Origin of the sequence: Pseudomonas sp. JZ134 (assembly GCF_051027695.1) — a bacterium.
GTDB lineage: Bacteria > Pseudomonadota > Gammaproteobacteria > Pseudomonadales > Pseudomonadaceae > Chryseomonas > Chryseomonas luteola.
On record NZ_CP069250.1, the window covers coordinates 1,976,268 to 1,992,525 of the forward strand.

Consider the following 16,258-nt stretch of genomic DNA (forward strand, 5'->3'; position numbering starts at 1 on the left):
GTAATCCGTCCTTTGATGTTTATGCGTTCATCCGATATTGACACCCACGTGTCGTCCTCTCGAAATATTCTGCTGTCCGCCCCATGGCGGCTGGTCCTGGTATATACCGTAGCGGGTGTCCTTTGGATCCTAGGTACGTCCTTTGTCATTGAGACATTAAAGCTTCCTGAATGGAGCTATACACTTCGCGGGCTGCTATTTACCTTGTTCACGGCCATCACGGGATGGTGGTTTATCAAGCGGCTGACTCAAATTGCGATTCAGACCCAGCGACTGATCAGCCAATCGGAAGGCGATTACCGAGCGTTATTCGAAATTCATCCAGCACCCATGTGGCTCTATGACAAGCACAGTCTCCTTATCATCAAGGCAAATGAGGCGGCTCACAGGACTTATGGTTACACCAGTGCTCAATTTGCCCAGCTGAAGATCACTGACTTGTACGCATCCAGTGATAGGGATGAATTTAAAAATCGCACCCATAAAAACGGTATTAACAGTCAGCATCTTTCTGGTATTCGCAAGCATGTCAATCAATCCGGCAATTCCATGGATGTAGATGTGCTTTGCCATGAGCATATTTTCAAACATGAGCCTTACGGGCTTCTGATGGCACAAAACGTTAGCGCCCATTTCGAGCTTGAGAAAAAGCTGGCCAATAGCTTAAGGCAGCTTGAGCTGGCCCAGCATATTGGCATGATGGGTTATTGGGAGCGGGATCTAAAAGACCAGTCGATTCGCTGGTCGCCTGAGATTTATTCAATCCTCAACCTGGACCCCAGGCAGGAAGAACTTACCTTCGAGCGCTTTCTTTCTCTTATTCACCGGGATGATCGAGCGCGCATGGCCAAGATATATCATGAGGCGGCTTCGGTGGGGCAGACCACTCATGAGTATCGGGTTACCCCAAATAATGGAGAGCTTCGCTACGTGTTTGAGCGTACTCAGCTAATAGGAGATGAACAGGGAGTCGCCCGAACGCTGTTCGGGACGTTTATTGATGTATCCGAAATCAAGGTGGCCGAGCAGGCATTGGTGAGGCAGCAAAAGCGTTATGAACATATGGTTGACACCCTTCCAGAAGGTGTACTGATCATCCATCAGGGGCGTGTTACATATGCCAATAAGGCCGCCTGCAATATGTTCGCCGAACATTCAGGTGCGCGGTTACGGGCGTTGGATATCGGGCTGTGTTTCCATCCGGATCATCGGGAGCGCGAGATGGACCGCCTTGATGCCTTGCATAAAGGTCTGACGCAAGAGCAGACATTCAGGCATATCACATTATTACGGCTGGACGGCTCAGAATTCGAGGCTGAATTGGCTGAAATCATTCTTGAAGAGCATGGACACCGTGACGTGCAGTTGCTTGTTCGGGATATCAGTCAAGCCTCTCAGATGCGCCGGGACCTGGAGGTAGCCAACAAGAGCTTGCAACGTCTGTCCCAGCGGCTGATTGAAGTACAAGAACTTGAGCGCCGACAGCTGGCCCGTGATCTGCATGATGATATTGGGCAGCAGCTCACAGGCATCAAGCTGCACCTGCAACGACTTGTTCGCAAACTCGACCACGAACAGGAAGTTAAAACATTAGCTGCTGATCTTAGCCAAAGCGTAAATGATGCCCTGGCCAAGGTGAAAAGCCTCTCGTTGTCCCTTCATCCGCTACAACTTGAAACATTAGGACTTGAAGCTGCCGTGCGGTGGCATCTGTCCCAATTTCTAGGGGCTACGTCTACTCAATGGGAGCTGAATGTTGAAGGGACGTTGGATAACCTGTCAGCTGACATGGCGGTTGTTGCGTTCAGAATCATTCAAGAGGCCGTGAACAATGTAGCCAAGCATGCGCAGGCGGCTTCCATAAGGATCACCTTGAGTCATGACGTCGAAGGGCTAAGGCTAGAGATATTGGATGATGGTTGCGGATTTGATGTCAGCAGTGCGTCTCAGGGAGCCAGAAGTCTGGGGCTTACCAGCATGCATGAGCGGGTGGCTTCTCTGAACGGGAAGGTCAGGATCTCAAGCATATCGGGCGTAGGTACACGTATCACAGCGGTTCTGCCTGTTGCGACTAATTGATGAAAGGAGAATGAGCTTGGTAACCCGTGTAGCGCTCGTTGATGATCATGCCTTGATCAGGGCTGGGCTGCGGTCTTTGGTCGAAGACCAGCCTGGCTATGAGGTTGTGGCGGAAGGAGGGGATGGCTCCGATGTAGAAAGTATTCTGCGGGAGCATAAACCGGACATCTTATTATTGGATATCAGCATGAAGCACCTTAGTGGTCTCGATGCGCTACGCCAATGGCGTGAACAGTATCCAGATGTTCAGATTCTTATGCTTTCCATGCATGCTACACCTGACTATGTTCTGGCTGCGTTACGCCTAGGTGCGCGGGGCTATCTGCTCAAGGATGCGGCTGCACAGGAGCTAGACCTTGCTTTGCAAGCCCTGGCACGCAACGAGTCGTATTTAAGTCCTGGTATTGCCCAGACCGTTATTCAGTCCGCTATCGTCGAAGGCCGACCACGCGAGAGTAGTAGCGGCGGTTCGGTATTGACGCCCCGGCAAACAGAAATCTTGCGTTTGATTGCACGTGGTTGCTCGACACGTGATATCGCTCAGGGCCTTGGACTCAGTGTAAAAACCGTAGATACCCATCGCTCGCAAATCATGGATCGCCTTAATCTGCATGATGTGCCCTCGCTGGTTTTATACGCTGTACGTAAAGGCTTGATAAGCCCTGAGGATTAACAGCTTATTGGCTTAGGGAATTCCCTGATAGTCAAGGTGGCGCAAGTTTCGCACACTAGGTCACTGGCTATTGAAAGAGTGCCCTATGTCTTCATTTTCGTCCCAGGCTGATCGTTTCCTGGAGCATTATCTCTCACGTCATGATGCTTCAGACGCACCTTCTGCTTCATTTCCAGTGTCCTACTCGTGGGCGTTCTGCTTGGGCGTTTCCATGGTCAGTCTCCTTTGCCTGGGCCTTGGCCGGCTAGAGGTTGCGTTACTTGTCTGGGGGGGCGCGCTGACAATGGCCACGGTAAAGCGTCTGGCTTGGCAAGCGTTCAGCGTTTGCGGGCTGGTTACCCTTGTAGGGTGTCTGGTCTGGTATGTCATTGATCCCCACCCCTACGATATCGATATTCATCTCGTGATCGTTTGCGGGTTGGTTATTTCGGTCAGCTATCTTTCGGGAAAAGTGGCTCGGCTGAAGACGAGAATCAAACAGCAGCACATACACAACCACTTGTTGGCGCAGTTCAGTTCGGTCCTTACCCAGTCGCCTGACGTATGCCTTAAAGAGATTGACTTGAGCGGTCGTCTTTTAAGCATGAATGACCAGGGTCGATTGCTCATGGACGTTTGCAATTCCGAGCAGGTCCACGGCGCGGATTGGTTGAGCTTCTGGAAAGAAGAATGGGCTCCAAAGGCACGTCAGGCATTTGATCAGGCCTGTTTGGGCGTGCCGGGGCGTTTTGTTGGCCAATGTGACACGCTCAATGGCACAGCCAAATGGTGGGATGTACTGGTCCTGCCTGTCCGTGGGCAGCAAGGGCAGATCGAGACGATATTGGCGTTCTCTTGGGACATTACCGAAGCTCAGCGTAACGCTACCAAGCTTAAAGACACCCACGATGAATTTGATGCTCTTCTAAATAACCTTGATGAAGGAATGTATCGGCTCGATCAGGAGTGGCGTTTCATTCAGGTCAATGAGATGGCTGAGGTCCTGCTCAGGCGCACACGAAAAGAGCTATTGGGCGCTTACATCTGGGACCTTTACCCAGAGGATGAAGATCGGGAACTCGGTTCGGCTTATCGGGATGTGATGTACTCCGGTTTCCCTCGTCATTTCGAATTTTATTTTCGGCCTTTTCAGCAATGGCATCGTGTCAGCGCCTATCCGCGGCCTAACGGTATCACCGTGTTCTTTAGCAACATCACCTCGGATGTTGCCAGCGTCCAACAGAGCCAGACAACAGAAACTCGCCTGCGGTTGGCTCAGGAAATTGGTCGTTTCGCTGATTGGCAATTCGATCTGGCCTCGCGTGAACTTATGTTGTCCGAGCAGGCGATACAGCTCCTGAATATCTCCATGGAGGCAGGTGGCTCGCATCAGGATGAGCTGATGAAGCATTTGCATCCTGATGATCGTCTGGGACTGGTTTCAGCGCTGCTGGATTTGACCGAGGGAAAAGCTTCCTTGAGTGTCTCTTTACGTCTCAAGCACGTCGGGCGGTCGGGAGCATGGAGAAACTTTCAATTTGCAGGCGTGGTGCTCCGCCCTAAAGCTCATCCCCAAGGCCTTTTGGTGGGTTGCATGCAGGATGTGTCCTTGCAGAAGCATCGCGAGCAGCGCCTGATTCAGGCGGAAGCCTTTACACGCAGTATTCTTGATGCACTACCGCAGTTGGTATGTGTATTGGACGAAGCCGGTACTGTAATTACCGTCAATCAGGCGTGGACCCAGTTTATTGATACCCATCCCGCCCAGTGGGACTGGCCGGATACTGGAACGAATTACCTGAAATTCTGTGCAGGTATGGCAGGTCGGGGCGGGGCCGTGGCGCAGACTATTTTGGCTAAACTCCGGTCTCTGCTAGACGGAGAAGGTGATCCTTTCAGCCTGGAGTTCAAAATGGACTTGGGGGATGAGGTTCGCGTCTTCAAGATGTTTGCCTTGCTAATGGACACTGAGCAGAAGCAATTACTCATTGTGCATGAGGATGTCACCGAAACGGCTCGTCTTCAGCGAACGCTAAATACTCAGGCCCAACGGCTCAAGTTGATTTACGAAGGCTCGAGCGATGGGCTGTGGGAGTGGATCCCACAGCGTAAAGCGCTTTACCTGTCCGAGCGTTTCATTGAATTGATAGGAAGCATCCCTGATGAGCATCAACCGTTTCCACAGTGGTTGATTGAACAGACTCATCCCGATGAGACCGAGGCGTTGGTATCTATGCTTGAATGCCATCTGGTGCACGACGCGCCATTTGATATCGAGCTGCGTCTGCAAACGGCTATGGGCTGGCATTGGTTCAGGATCCGTGGCAAGGCCGAGCGGGAAGGGGAGGTACTGGTGCGCTTCGCAGGATCGCTGATGGATATCGATTTTCAGCGAGACCTTTTAGCTCAGCTTCAAGAAAGTGAAGCTCGTTTCAGGGAAATGGTTGAGTATCTTCCTCATGTCTTCTGGGTATATGACATTTCCAAGGAAAAAGTCAGCTATGTAAGCCCAGCTTTCCAGAAAATATGGGGACATTCGCCTGAGTTGTTATACGAGAACGCGACACAATGGATCAGCCTTGTCCATCAGGATGATCAACCATTGGTTGAGCGCTTTCACCAAGAAGTGATCTGGCATCACCGGTCTGCTGAGGTCGAGTACCGCTCAGTCGATGCCAACGGTAAACTTTTGTGGGTCCGTAATAAGGCTTTTCCATTTCCGAACGCCCAAGGAGAGGTTGCTCGTATTGTGGGTATCGCCGAAGACATCACCGAGGCGCGCACCTACCAGGAACAACTTTATGCGGCTGCGCATTTCGATAGTTTAAGTGGGTTACCCAACCGAGTCATGTTCCATAAACGCCTGGAAGAGCAATGTGTTCAGGCTGGAAAGGGTAATCGCGAGTTCTCGGTACTCTTCATTGGGCTTGATCGTATCAAGTGGGTCCAGCAATGCCTGGGTCAGCGTATACGGGATGAATTGGTCAATCAGGTTTCCGAGCGTTTCCAGACCGTACTAGGCGCAAGGGGCTACCTTGCCAATCTAGCCAGCGATGAATTTGCGGTACTGTTGAGCCGAGAGGAGGAAATGGCGCATGTGCATGATGTTATCAAGGCCTTGCTTCAGTCACTTGATGAGCATTTCTTACTGGCGACAGAATCGATCCGGCTGACAGGTTGCATCGGTGTAGCTCAGTACCCACTGGATGGCGACACGGCCGAGCAGTTGATCAAGAACGCCAATGCTGCCGTGTACGCCGTACAGAAATCTGGACGCAATGGGTATCAATTCTTCAACCAAGGATTGCTCAAGCACAGCTTCGATACGCTTAAGCTTGAAGCTGAACTTAGTCGTGCGATCGATCAAAACGAGTTCGTTCTGTATTACCAGCCCAAAGTGGATATGGCTAATCAACAGGTATGTGGCGCCGAGGCCCTGATTCGCTGGGAACATCCAGCTCATGGTCTCCTTAGTCCGCTACGGTTCATTTCATTGCTTGAGGAAACCGGCCTGATCGTGCCCGTTGGGCTCTGGTGTATCGACCAGGCTCTGGCGCAACTGGCTGAGTGGCAATCAAGGGGGCTAGGCCATTTTGTAGTAGCGGTGAACCTGTCGCTTCGCCAGCTGCAACCCGACCTATGCGAGCAAGTGCGAGCCAGTTTGGAGCGACATGGTATTGAGCCGGGCTGCCTGGAACTGGAGCTTACCGAGTCCATCATGCCTGAGGCAGGCAGCGAGTCGAGCGCCATCATCAATGATCTAAAAACGTTGGGCGTCCGGATAGCAGTGGACGACTTCGGTACGGGTTATTCGACCTTGGGAAGTTTGCGTTCCTTTGTGCCGGACACACTCAAGATTGATCGGTGCTTTCTTAACGAGATGGCCAGCAATGCTTCTGATCGTGCCATTGTGAAAAGCGTCATTGAGATGGCTCACGCCTTGTCGATGACGGTTGTGGCCGAAGGTGTCGAGTCGCTGGAGCAACAACGGTTACTAGAGGAACTGCATTGTGACCAGATGCAGGGGTTCTTGATCAGTCCGCCGGTTGACGCCGTTATTTTTGAGGAAAAGCATATTGCCATTAGGTAAATGACTTAGTTCTTTCAGCTTGCAGTGTCAAAAAGCCGCTCCGCTGTAGAGCGGCTTTTTTTTGAGCTTACGGCGTGGCAGGCCTTCGATTCTGCCATCTATCCTGAAACTTTAGCCGCTCGGTGGCTTAGATGTTTCAGGTTTTTTCTTAGGAAAAGCAGGCGTTTTACCTCAGGTTCTCCCCGATAGTTTCTCTTGATCAACGACGCTTAAATATGCCTGCCGTGGATGTCAGGCGAGCCGAAGTGTTTCGGCCTACATCAGACAGGCCGCACGCTTTGGAGTGAGCAGGAGCCACCCAGCTGCGTATGCATCCATTTATCAATGAAACCATTGCTCGTAGTTGAGGAAACCTTCATGGCCCTGGTCAAGAAACCCACCACGCCTTCCGCCGCGGCTGAAAAAGTCGTATCCCGTACCGTTGCCCGTGACGCTGAGGCACAGCGCAAGCGTGCCCGTACACTGGCCAAGCAGCAGCAGGCAGCCGAGCGCATTGCTGCTGCAACCAATCAGCTGTCTACAGGCGTGAATGAAGCCGCTTCTGCTGCAGAAGAGCTCAAGCGTGCCGCCGATCAGATCGCCAGTGGTGCAGAGGAAGCTTCCGGCGCTGCTCAGCAGTCCCTGAAAGCTTTCGAGATCGTAGGCCGCTCCATTGAGCTTCAGCAGCAAAGCGCTGCGGTTGCCCAGGAAAAATCCGAGGCCATGCAGCGCCTGGCTGCGGCGGTCAATACTGACGTAGTAGCGCTCATTGCCAACGTTCGTGTTGCGGCAGAGCGTCAGTCCGGCTCGGTTGACCGCGTCGCTGAGCTTAAGCAGCAGGCCGCTAACATTGGCGAGATCGTCAAGGCTGTTGGCCGTATCGCTGACCAAACCAATCTTCTGGCATTGAACGCTGCCATTGAAGCCGCCCGTGCAGGCAAGCATGGTAAAGGCTTTGCCGTAGTGGCTGACGAAGTCCGCACCCTGGCAGAAACCTCCGAGAAGAGTGCCAAGCAGATCTCCGACATGGTCGGCAAGATCCAGCATGACGTGGAAAACATTGCCCAGGGCATTAACCGCTCCGCTGAAACCATCCAGACCGAAGTAGAGAAGGGTGGCACTATCACCCAGCAGCTTGAACAGATTCGTCTGGATTGCATAGAAATTGTAAAAGGTGCGCAGGACATCGCCGCGGGCGCTGTTCAAAGCAGCGCTGCTGCCCAGCAGGCGCTGCGCGGTGCAGATTCCATTGCCTCCGCTGCCGAGCAGCAGTCCGCCGCGGCCGAGGAATCCGCCAAGACGGTAGACGAGCAGGCCCAGGCCCTGGCTGAGTGCGAGCAGGCCGCTCAGAGCCTGTCAGAGCTGGCTGAAGAGCTGAAGAGCTCAACTGATGTCAGCAAAAGCGCCGAAGAGGTTGCCTCAGCGGCTGAAGAGCTGTCTTCGGCTGTCCAGGAGATCAATCGTGCGTCCAGCCAGATTTCCCTGGTAATCGACCAGATCCGACAAGGCGCACAAACGCAGGCTGCTGCTACCGAAGAGTCCGCTGCAGCGGTCACTCAGATCGAAAAAGGTCTGGAACTGGCGCAAGGCCGTGCAACGGCCAGCCTGGAGAAGGCGAATGCCATCAAGACGCTGATGGGGGCCAACAAGGGCAACATCGACGCCATGGTCAATGGTGTGACGTCGTCCATCGAAGCGACTCGTGCCAGCCTGAGCCAGATCAAGGATCTGGAGCTGATCTCTCGCCGGATCGACAAGATTGTTGACGCGATTACCACGGTTTCCATCCAGACCAACATGCTGGCCGTGAACGGCTCTATCGAAGCGGCCCGAGCCGGTGAGTTCGGTAAAGGCTTCGTCGTCGTGGCGACCGATATCCGTAACCTGGCCCATGACTCCGCTGAGAACGCTGACCGCATCAAGGATCTGGTGAAAGCCGTTCAGGACCAGATCGGGGTAGTGGGTCGCGACCTGGAAGAAATCATCAGCGCTGCCCTGGCAGAAGCTCAGAAGGCAACGGTGATTACTCGCAACCTGGACAGCATGGCCGGTGACATTGCCAGTGTGGAGGTGGGTTCTTCCGACATCCTGAAATCTGCCGAAGAGATCAGCGCCAGCATCACCCAGGTGAAATCCGGTATCGACCAGATCTCTGCCGCCGCCCAGGAAGCCGAGCACGCCGCTCAGGAAGCCGCCGCTGCTGCCAAGCAGCAGTCGCAGGGTGCTGAGGAGCTGTCCGCCGCCATTGAAGAAATTGCCTCCCTGGCTGATGAGCTGCAAAGCGCCTAAATCCCTGAAGTGAGGGGATCGAGATGACTCAAACAACTGCAAATGAAGCCCTCGTCGTACGCGGCGAGGGAGATGACGACGAGCTGGCTCAAGGGCATCAGTTCGTAACGTTCACCGTCGGTGAGGAGGTGTTCGCGGTCGAGATGTTGCCTGTGCAGGAAATCATCCGTGTACCGGAGGTGATCCGTGTACCACTAACACCTCCAGCCCTGAACGGCTTGGCCAACCTGCGCGGTAACGTGTTGCCGATTATCTGCCTGCGGACCTTGTTCAACATGGAAGCCCGCGATGCCGATGATTCGACCCGCGCCATTGTGCTCAATTTGGGCCAGCCGCTGGGTTTCGTGGTTGACCGTGTTGCCAGTGTCATCATGGTGGAAGACGATCAGATCGAGCCGGTCAGTAATGTCCAGTCCACGATCAACACTCGCCTCCTGACAGGGCTGCTCAAGCAGGTTGGCGGCCACGAACTGGTAATGATCCTGGATTTCCAGGCCCTGATCCGAGACAGCTTCAGCGAGAACAGTCTACTCCAGCGTACTGTCATGGCCAGCAGCATGTCCGTTCTGCCTGACACCGCCGATGAGGATGAGAACAGTGATGAGCTTCAGTTGGTCAGCTTTACCGTAGACAGTCAGGAATACGGTATCGCGATCGAGGATGTTCAGGAAATCGTCCAGGTTCCCGAGCATATCGTTTCTGTACCCAAGACGGCGTCCCATGTACGCGGTGTCATGACGCTGCGTCAGCGCCTGCTGCCTCTGGTATCGCTACGCGAGATGTTCCATTTACCCAGCCAGGAGACTGACGAGCGCAGCCGCATCCTGGTGGTAAGTCTCGCCGGAGTGTCGGTTGGGATCATTCTCGATAGTGTTAATGAAGTCTTGCGAGTGCCCGGCTATCAGGTTGAGCCCATGCCGCCAATGCTGGCGCGAGACCAGAACATGGCTGAGCTGACCGGTTTATGCCGCCTGCAAAATGGCAAGCGACTGGTTTCCATCGTGTCAGCAGAGCGCTTGTTCCAGCACCAGTCGGTGCAACGTGTTTTGAATACGAATGATAAGGAGCCGAGCGTGGACGAAGAGCTGCTCGATCAGATTGATAACGACGACGAAGAGCAACTGGTGGTGTTCCGTTTGGGTAACGAAGAGTTTGGCGTACCCATCGACAGCGTCCAGGAGATCGTTCGCGTCCCGGAAAACCTGACGCATGTACCCAAGGCGCCTTCCTTTGTCGAGGGTGTCATGAACCTGCGTGGCGTTGTGCTGCCGGTAATCGATCAGCGCCGCCGCTTCGGATTGCCGAGTATTGAGAACAATGATCGCCAGCGCATCATGGTGTTTGTCATCAATGACCTACGCACTGGCTTTATCGTGGATTCGGTCGCTGAAGTGCTAAAAATCTCACGCAACCTTATCGAGCCTGCACCGGCCCTGTCGAGCGAACAGCAGCGCCTGTTTGGTCGCGTGGCAAATCTGCCTAAGCAGAAGCGCATGATCCAGCTTGTCGAGCCGCGTCAGCTTCTCGGCGAGCAGGAGCTTAGCGCCCTGTCGAGCGTCGCGTAAGAGAGGGGTGCTGCCGTCATGATTCGTCTGCTTATCGTCGATGACTCCGCATTAATGCGTCGCCATCTGCAAAAGGTGTTCGAGGCCGAAGGTGATTTCGAACTCGAAATGGCCCGCAATGGCCTCGAAGCGATTGAGCTGGCTCGCCAGTTTGATCCGGACGTCATCACCCTGGATATCAATATGCCTGAGATGGACGGGCTGACGGCTTTGTCCATGCTCATGGCAGAAAAGCCTCGTTCGGTCGTGATGTTTTCATCGTTGACCGAGCAGGGTGCTATTGCCTCGCTTGAGGCGTTAGCGCTCGGCGCGGTGGATTTCTTTCCCAAACCGGGCGGTACGATTTCTCTGAATATCGATCAGGTGCGTGACAGCCTGGTTGCCAAGGTGCGTGCCGCTGCTGGCGCTCAGCTCAAGAAAGCAGGAAAACCACGCGCCGGATCAACCGCGCCGACTCGCTCCCAAATCGAGCGCGAGCCGGTGGAAAAAGCCGTAGAGCTGGCAGGTGACTTGGGTGAAGGGCTTGTACTGATCGGCTCATCTACCGGTGGCCCTCGTACGCTGGAAGAAATCCTGTCGAAGCTTCCGGCGAGCTATCCTTGGCCGATCGTGGTTTCCCAGCACATGCCGGCCAACTTTACCCGTGCTTTCGCCGAGCGCATGAACAATGTCTGCGCGCTTACGGTAGTAGAGGTAAGCAGACCCATGCCGCTCGAAGCCGGTACGGTTTACGTTGGGATGGGAGCCAGTGACGTTTGTATCGGTCGTCGTGCAGGCCGTCCTTATGCCTTGCCCAAGCCGGAAAATAACAAGTACCTCTGGCATCCCTCCGTCAGCCTGATGGTGGAAACTGCCATGGAGCATTTCCAGCCAAGTCAACTGATTGGCGTAATGCTGACGGGCATGGGGTACGACGGTGCTGATGAGATGACCGAACTCAAGCGCCGTGGAGGGCGCACCCTGGCTGAGTCCAAGGAATCATCTGTTGTGTTTGGTATGCCGGCAGAGCTGATCCGTCGTGGCGGTGCCACGGAAATCATGGCCTGCACTGAAATGGCCGCCACCCTTATCCGTTGGGGCAGCGGTAAAACCACTACGTCTTCTCGAGTATCCCGTCATGCCACTCGTTCGTAATACTCTGGCCGATCAGGCCGGTGATGACCAGCCAAGCGGGTTCGAGCAGCTGCTTGATACACTCGACAGCCCCGATACCGCGGCTCGTCGCTTGGCCGCACGTGCAATAGCTAGGTTTCCAAACGCCAGTAGCGCTCTGATCGATCGTCTGGAAGAAGAAGCCGAACCGTCTGTGCGTGAGGCCATTATCACCAGTCTGGCTGCTATCGCCGATGTCAGCTCAGTCACCGCTCTGCTTGACTGCCTGCGCAGTGAGGATGCGGCGCTACGTAACGATGCCATCGAAGCTCTGAAGACGGCAGGTGTTCAGCACCCTGGGTTGATTCAGAACGCGCTGCAGGACTACGACGCCGACGTCCGTATCCTGGCTATCGGCATTCTGGAATCACTTAAGCACCCGGATGTCGAGCTGTGGCTGATCGATCTGCTGGAGCATGACCCGCATCTCAATGTCTGTGCCTGCGCCGTGGATTTGCTGTGCGAAATCGGGAGCGAGCGTGCGGTGCCGGCGCTTGAGGCTTGCCTTGAGCGCTTCCCCGATGAGGCTTACCTACGTTTCGCCGTTGATCTGGCTATCCAGCGCCTGCGTGGAGAATCAGCCCTGTGAGCCAGACACCCGCGATTACCAAGGAAGACTTCGTGAAGTTTCGCGAATTCTTCTACCGCAAGACCGGCATCCACTTCGATGACTCGAAGCGCTATTTCGTGGACAAGCGCTTGATCGAGCGCATCGAGGCCACGGACGCGGGTACTTTTCGCAACTATTTTGTGAACCTGCGTTTTCAGGCATCGGGTGATGAGCTGCAGTCTCTGGTCAATGCGATGACCGTCAATGAGACCTACTTTTTCCGTGAGGAGTATCAGCTCAAGTGTCTCGTGACGAACATGCTGGAGGAGGTCACCCGACGTAAGCGTGACTCAGGGCCCATTCGTATCTGGTCGATGCCGTCGTCCTCCGGTGAGGAGCCTTACTCTATCGCCATGTACCTGCTCGAATACTGGAAAGGTATTGAGGAATGGGACGTCGAGCTTTTCGCCTCAGATATCGACACCAATATTCTAGAGCGTGCCAGAAGAGGTCTCTATAGCCCACGTTCGGTACACAACCTGCCGGCCACGCTTTTGGAAAAGTATTTCAAACAGCAGAAAAGCGGGGATTACCAGCTGATCGACGATATTCGTCAAAGTGTCGAGTTCAGCCGGGTAAACCTGATGAGCGCTGCCGATGTGAAGGCTTATAAGGGCTTCGACATTATTTTCTGTCGCAATCTGCTGATCTATTTCGATGATCTGTCGCGTCGCCAGGCGGCCGATACGTTTTTTGATGCGCTCAATCCAGGCGGGATGATCTGCCTGGGTCACTCGGAGTCCATGAGTCGTATCTCGTCTCTGTTCCAGGTGCGCAAATTCCCTGAAGCAATTGTTTACCAGAAGCCGTTGGAGGCCCGATGAAACGCATTCTGATCGTCGACGACGCGGCCACCGTACGGCTGTTCAACCGACAAATACTAGAGAAAGCCGGTTATCACGTTGACGAGGCCATCAACGGTATTGAGGCGCTGGAAAAAAGCCTCGAGACGCCCTACGACCTGTATCTGGTAGACGTGAATATGCCCATGCAGGACGGCTTCAGCTTCCTGCGTGAATTGCGCTCCCGGCCTATTGAACAGGCCCCTGCGGTAATGATTACAACCGAGTCGGGTGATCATGATCGTCAGCAGGCTTGGGAATCTGGTGCTAATTATTACTTAACTAAACCGATTAAGCCGGAAGCGTTGCTGAGGCTGGTGAATGTTTTGACCGGAGAAGGTGCCCAGTGAACGCATTGCTGCAACAGTTTATTCAGGAAAGCCGTGAAGCCCTGGAGTCCATTGGCAGTACCTTGCTTGCCATGGAGCGAGAGCCTGGCGATACCGCCCCACTGGGCGAACTGTTCCGCCTGGTGCATACGCTTAAAGGTAACTCAGGCCTGTTTGATTTTCCGGCGCTGACCAGTGTATTGCATGCCGCTGAAGACGTGATGGATGCAGTCCGTAACGGTGAGCTGGATTTCAATCAACAACTGGCTGATCAGCTTTTGAACACGGCTGACTATGTCAGCGAGTTCCTGGATGAGATCGAACAAAATGGTCAGCCGGGTGACGGCTTTCAGGTTCCGCCTCGTGAATTGGTCGATGGGCTGCGCGCGTGGCTTACCAGCAGCGAGACGGCCGTGGTTGCTGCTGACGCAAAAAACGGTACGTCTGAAAGCGAGTCGCCCGCCTGGGCTACTGAACTGAATGATGAAGTACGTCAGCACATAGCCGATCGTTTGAAGGACGAACAATGCGTTTACCGTGTTGAGTATTGTCCTGCCGCCGATTGTTTTTTCCAGGGCACCGATCCTTTGCACCTGGTGCGTCAGCTGCCGGACATTTTCTGGCGTCGTGTGACCGCTGTAGAGCCCTGGGCGGCAGCGTCAGAACTGGATGCCTATCACTGCAATCTGCGTATCGAATTCCTGTTAGCGATACGGGAAGAGGATCTGGCTGAGCACTTCCGGTATGTCAGTGATCAGGTCAGCTGGGAGGCCGTAACAGCGGCACTGTTTACTGCACCTGCTCCGGCCGAAGAGGCTCAACAGAGCTCAAGCCATGGTAACGAAGCAATCGATCCACTGGTACGGGACGTAGTAGGCACTCAGCAGATAGCCTTGGCTGCCTGTCTCTCTCAGCCTTGGCGTAGCGGTCAGCATGCCGCCATCGTCCGGACATTAACCAATGTTCTCATGGCTTATCCTGCACTCAATGAGACCTTGCAGCGTAGCGTGATGGACGCCGATCAGCAGCGCAGCGCCACACCGATCATGGCCTGGTTCCAGGCACACTGGCAGGCGGGTGCTGATTCCATATCCGAGGCGCCCAAAGAAGAGGGTCGTACTCAAGAGGCCATGAGCGCATGGCTGTCGGCACAGCTTGATCCCGCAGCACCTGTTGTTCCGGTGGTGGAAGCTGCACGCGCGCCTTCCGAGGCATCTGCCGGTCGGCGTCAGGAGGAGGCTGGCAATCATGTTACGCCTAAGGTCCTCAAGATCGAGCAGGAAAAGATCGACCGCCTAATGAACCTGATTGGCGAGATCGTAGTTGCCAAGAACGGATTACCTTATCTGGCCGAGCGTGCTGAAGACCAATATGGTCAGCGCGAGCTGGCGCGAGAGATCAAGGCTCAATATGCCGTAGTCAACCGTATCGCCGAAGACCTGCAGGACGCCATCATGCAAGTACGCATGATGCCGGTTTCTTTTGTGCTGCAGCGCTTCCCACGCCTGGTGCGTGATATCGCGCGCAAGCTGGGCAAGAAGGTCAACCTCATCCTGGAAGGGGAAGACACCGAAGCGGACAAATCCATGATCGAGGCCTTGGCCGATCCGCTTGTGCATATCGTCCGTAACTCCATGGACCACGGGCTTGAACTTCCGGAGGAGCGTACAAACGCTGGCAAGCCGGAAACCGGCACGCTGCGTATTCGCGCCAGCCAGAACGCGGACCATGTGGTTATTGTTATTGAAGACGATGGTCGCGGTATCGATCCACACAAGATCAAGGCCAAGGTGGCTGGTAAAGGTCTGGTCGAGCAGACCGCCCTGGATGCGATGAGTGATCAGGAGCTGGTCAATCTGGTCTTCCTGCCGGGCTTTTCGACTGCGGAGCAGATTTCCGATCTGTCCGGCCGTGGCGTTGGTATGGATGTGGTGCGCTCAGGTATCGAAAAAGTGGGCGGCCAACTGCGCCTGACCAGTCAGGTCGGCAAGGGTACGCAGCTGAGCCTGACACTGCCGCTGAGCATGGCAGTAACGCAGGTCATGGTGATTGAGTCAGGCGGTCAGCGCTTTGGCATTCCCATGGATCAAGTCATGGAAACCGTGCGCTTACCCAAGGATTCGATCCATACCATCAAGCATCAGCCCACCGCGCAACTGCGCGGTCGCACGATTCCGCTCAAGAGTTTGAACCAGATGCTGGCGGTCTCCGAGGAGCAGGTGCTTAACGAGGATGATGAGTACGCCTTGATGGTGCTACGCAGCCGAGGCGAGCTGGTCGGCCTGATCATTGATGATTTCCACGGCTCGATCGACATCATCCTAAAGCCCATGGTGGGCATTCTCGGTGAGCTATCTGGTTACTCCGGTACGGCCGTGATGGGGGATGGTTCCATCCTGATGATCCTCAACCCCACGGAGCTATTCGAATGAGCATTACCTTCAAGAAAAGCGTAGCCGTATTGGCTGATCAGGTCACGGTGGAAGAGGCCGAAACCCTGCTGGAATGGCTGGTGAAAAACCCGGCCGCAAAGGTCAATCTGGGTGACCTCGAACACCTGCATACCGCTGATCTGCAAGTACTTATGGCATTGAAACCAAACGTTTCAGTTTGGCCGAAAAATACCGATATAAAGGTGTGGCTTGAAGCCGCACTGAATGCGTAGGAGAGA

Annotated in this window: 11 protein-coding genes and 1 pseudogene; all 12 read left to right on the forward strand. The window is 54.4% G+C overall.

From position 1 onward, the window contains the following. The first annotated feature begins 48 nt into the window (after positions 1-48). The 12 genes and pseudogenes from JQR86_RS09225 (at position 49) to JQR86_RS09280 (ending at position 16,252) form a co-directional block, all read left to right on the forward strand. Positions 49-2,079 (forward strand): PAS domain S-box protein, encoded by a 2,031-nt coding sequence (locus JQR86_RS09225; protein ID WP_434154744.1) that lies wholly within the window; start codon positions 49-51, stop codon positions 2,077-2,079. A gap of 16 nt (positions 2,080-2,095) precedes the next feature. Beyond that, positions 2,096-2,752 carry a response regulator gene (locus JQR86_RS09230; protein WP_010798358.1) on the forward strand — a complete coding sequence of 219 codons (657 nt, stop codon included), beginning with the start codon at positions 2,096-2,098 and terminating at the stop codon, positions 2,750-2,752. 85 nt (positions 2,753-2,837) lie between these two features. After that, the gene (locus JQR86_RS09235; RefSeq protein WP_434154745.1) at positions 2,838-6,821 is read left to right on the forward strand and encodes a sensor domain-containing protein; all 3,984 of its coding nucleotides are present in this window, start codon (positions 2,838-2,840) and stop codon (positions 6,819-6,821) included. A 702-nt stretch (positions 6,822-7,523) separates the two neighbouring features. After that, positions 7,524-7,988 (forward strand): annotated as a pseudogene (locus JQR86_RS09240) (methyl-accepting chemotaxis protein); the annotation flags it as partial. A gap of 60 nt (positions 7,989-8,048) precedes the next feature. Beyond that, complete coding sequence (locus JQR86_RS09245; protein ID WP_376748365.1) at positions 8,049-9,089, forward strand: methyl-accepting chemotaxis protein; 1,041 nt, start codon at positions 8,049-8,051, stop codon at positions 9,087-9,089. A 23-nt stretch (positions 9,090-9,112) separates the two neighbouring features. Further along, the gene (locus JQR86_RS09250; RefSeq protein WP_434154746.1) at positions 9,113-10,654 is read left to right on the forward strand and encodes a chemotaxis protein CheW; all 1,542 of its coding nucleotides are present in this window, start codon (positions 9,113-9,115) and stop codon (positions 10,652-10,654) included. Between the two features lie 18 nt (positions 10,655-10,672). Beyond that, entirely contained in the window at positions 10,673-11,788 is a 1,116-nt protein-coding gene (gene cheB / locus JQR86_RS09255) for a chemotaxis-specific protein-glutamate methyltransferase CheB (RefSeq protein WP_434154748.1), read from the forward strand. Further along, positions 11,772-12,395 carry a HEAT repeat domain-containing protein gene (locus tag JQR86_RS09260; RefSeq protein WP_010798353.1) on the forward strand — a complete coding sequence of 208 codons (624 nt, stop codon included), beginning with the start codon at positions 11,772-11,774 and terminating at the stop codon, positions 12,393-12,395. Before cheB ends, JQR86_RS09260 begins: the two co-directional genes overlap by 17 nt. Further along, positions 12,392-13,240 (forward strand): CheR family methyltransferase, encoded by an 849-nt coding sequence (locus JQR86_RS09265; RefSeq protein WP_239380901.1) that lies wholly within the window; start codon positions 12,392-12,394, stop codon positions 13,238-13,240. The genes JQR86_RS09260 and JQR86_RS09265 overlap by 4 nt, the downstream gene beginning before the upstream one ends. Beyond that, positions 13,237-13,608: a response regulator gene (locus JQR86_RS09270; RefSeq protein ID WP_010798351.1), complete on the forward strand. Its 372-nt coding sequence runs from the start codon at positions 13,237-13,239 to the stop codon at positions 13,606-13,608. Before JQR86_RS09265 ends, JQR86_RS09270 begins: the two co-directional genes overlap by 4 nt. After that, on the forward strand, positions 13,605-16,019 hold the full coding sequence (locus tag JQR86_RS09275) for a chemotaxis protein CheW (protein ID WP_434154750.1): 2,415 nt from the start codon (positions 13,605-13,607) through the stop codon (positions 16,017-16,019). Before JQR86_RS09270 ends, JQR86_RS09275 begins: the two co-directional genes overlap by 4 nt. Next, a complete protein-coding gene (locus tag JQR86_RS09280) occupies positions 16,016-16,252 on the forward strand; it encodes a hypothetical protein (protein WP_010798349.1) in 237 nt (78 codons plus the stop codon). Before JQR86_RS09275 ends, JQR86_RS09280 begins: the two co-directional genes overlap by 4 nt. The last annotated feature ends 6 nt before the right edge of the window (positions 16,253-16,258 follow it).

Excerpts from the sequence above, each read along its gene's own strand:
- JQR86_RS09235 (WP_434154745.1), top strand. The coding sequence starts at position 2,838 with ATGTCTTCATTTTCGTCCCAGGCTGATCGTTTCCTGGAGCATTATCTC.
- JQR86_RS09250 (WP_434154746.1), top strand. The coding sequence starts at position 9,113 with ATGACTCAAACAACTGCAAATGAAGCCCTCGTCGTACGCGGCGAGGGA.
- cheB (WP_434154748.1), top strand. The coding sequence starts at position 10,673 with ATGATTCGTCTGCTTATCGTCGATGACTCCGCATTAATGCGTCGCCAT.
- JQR86_RS09260 (WP_010798353.1), top strand. The coding sequence starts at position 11,772 with ATGCCACTCGTTCGTAATACTCTGGCCGATCAGGCCGGTGATGACCAG.
- JQR86_RS09270 (WP_010798351.1), top strand. The coding sequence starts at position 13,237 with ATGAAACGCATTCTGATCGTCGACGACGCGGCCACCGTACGGCTGTTC.
- JQR86_RS09280 (WP_010798349.1), top strand. The coding sequence starts at position 16,016 with ATGAGCATTACCTTCAAGAAAAGCGTAGCCGTATTGGCTGATCAGGTC.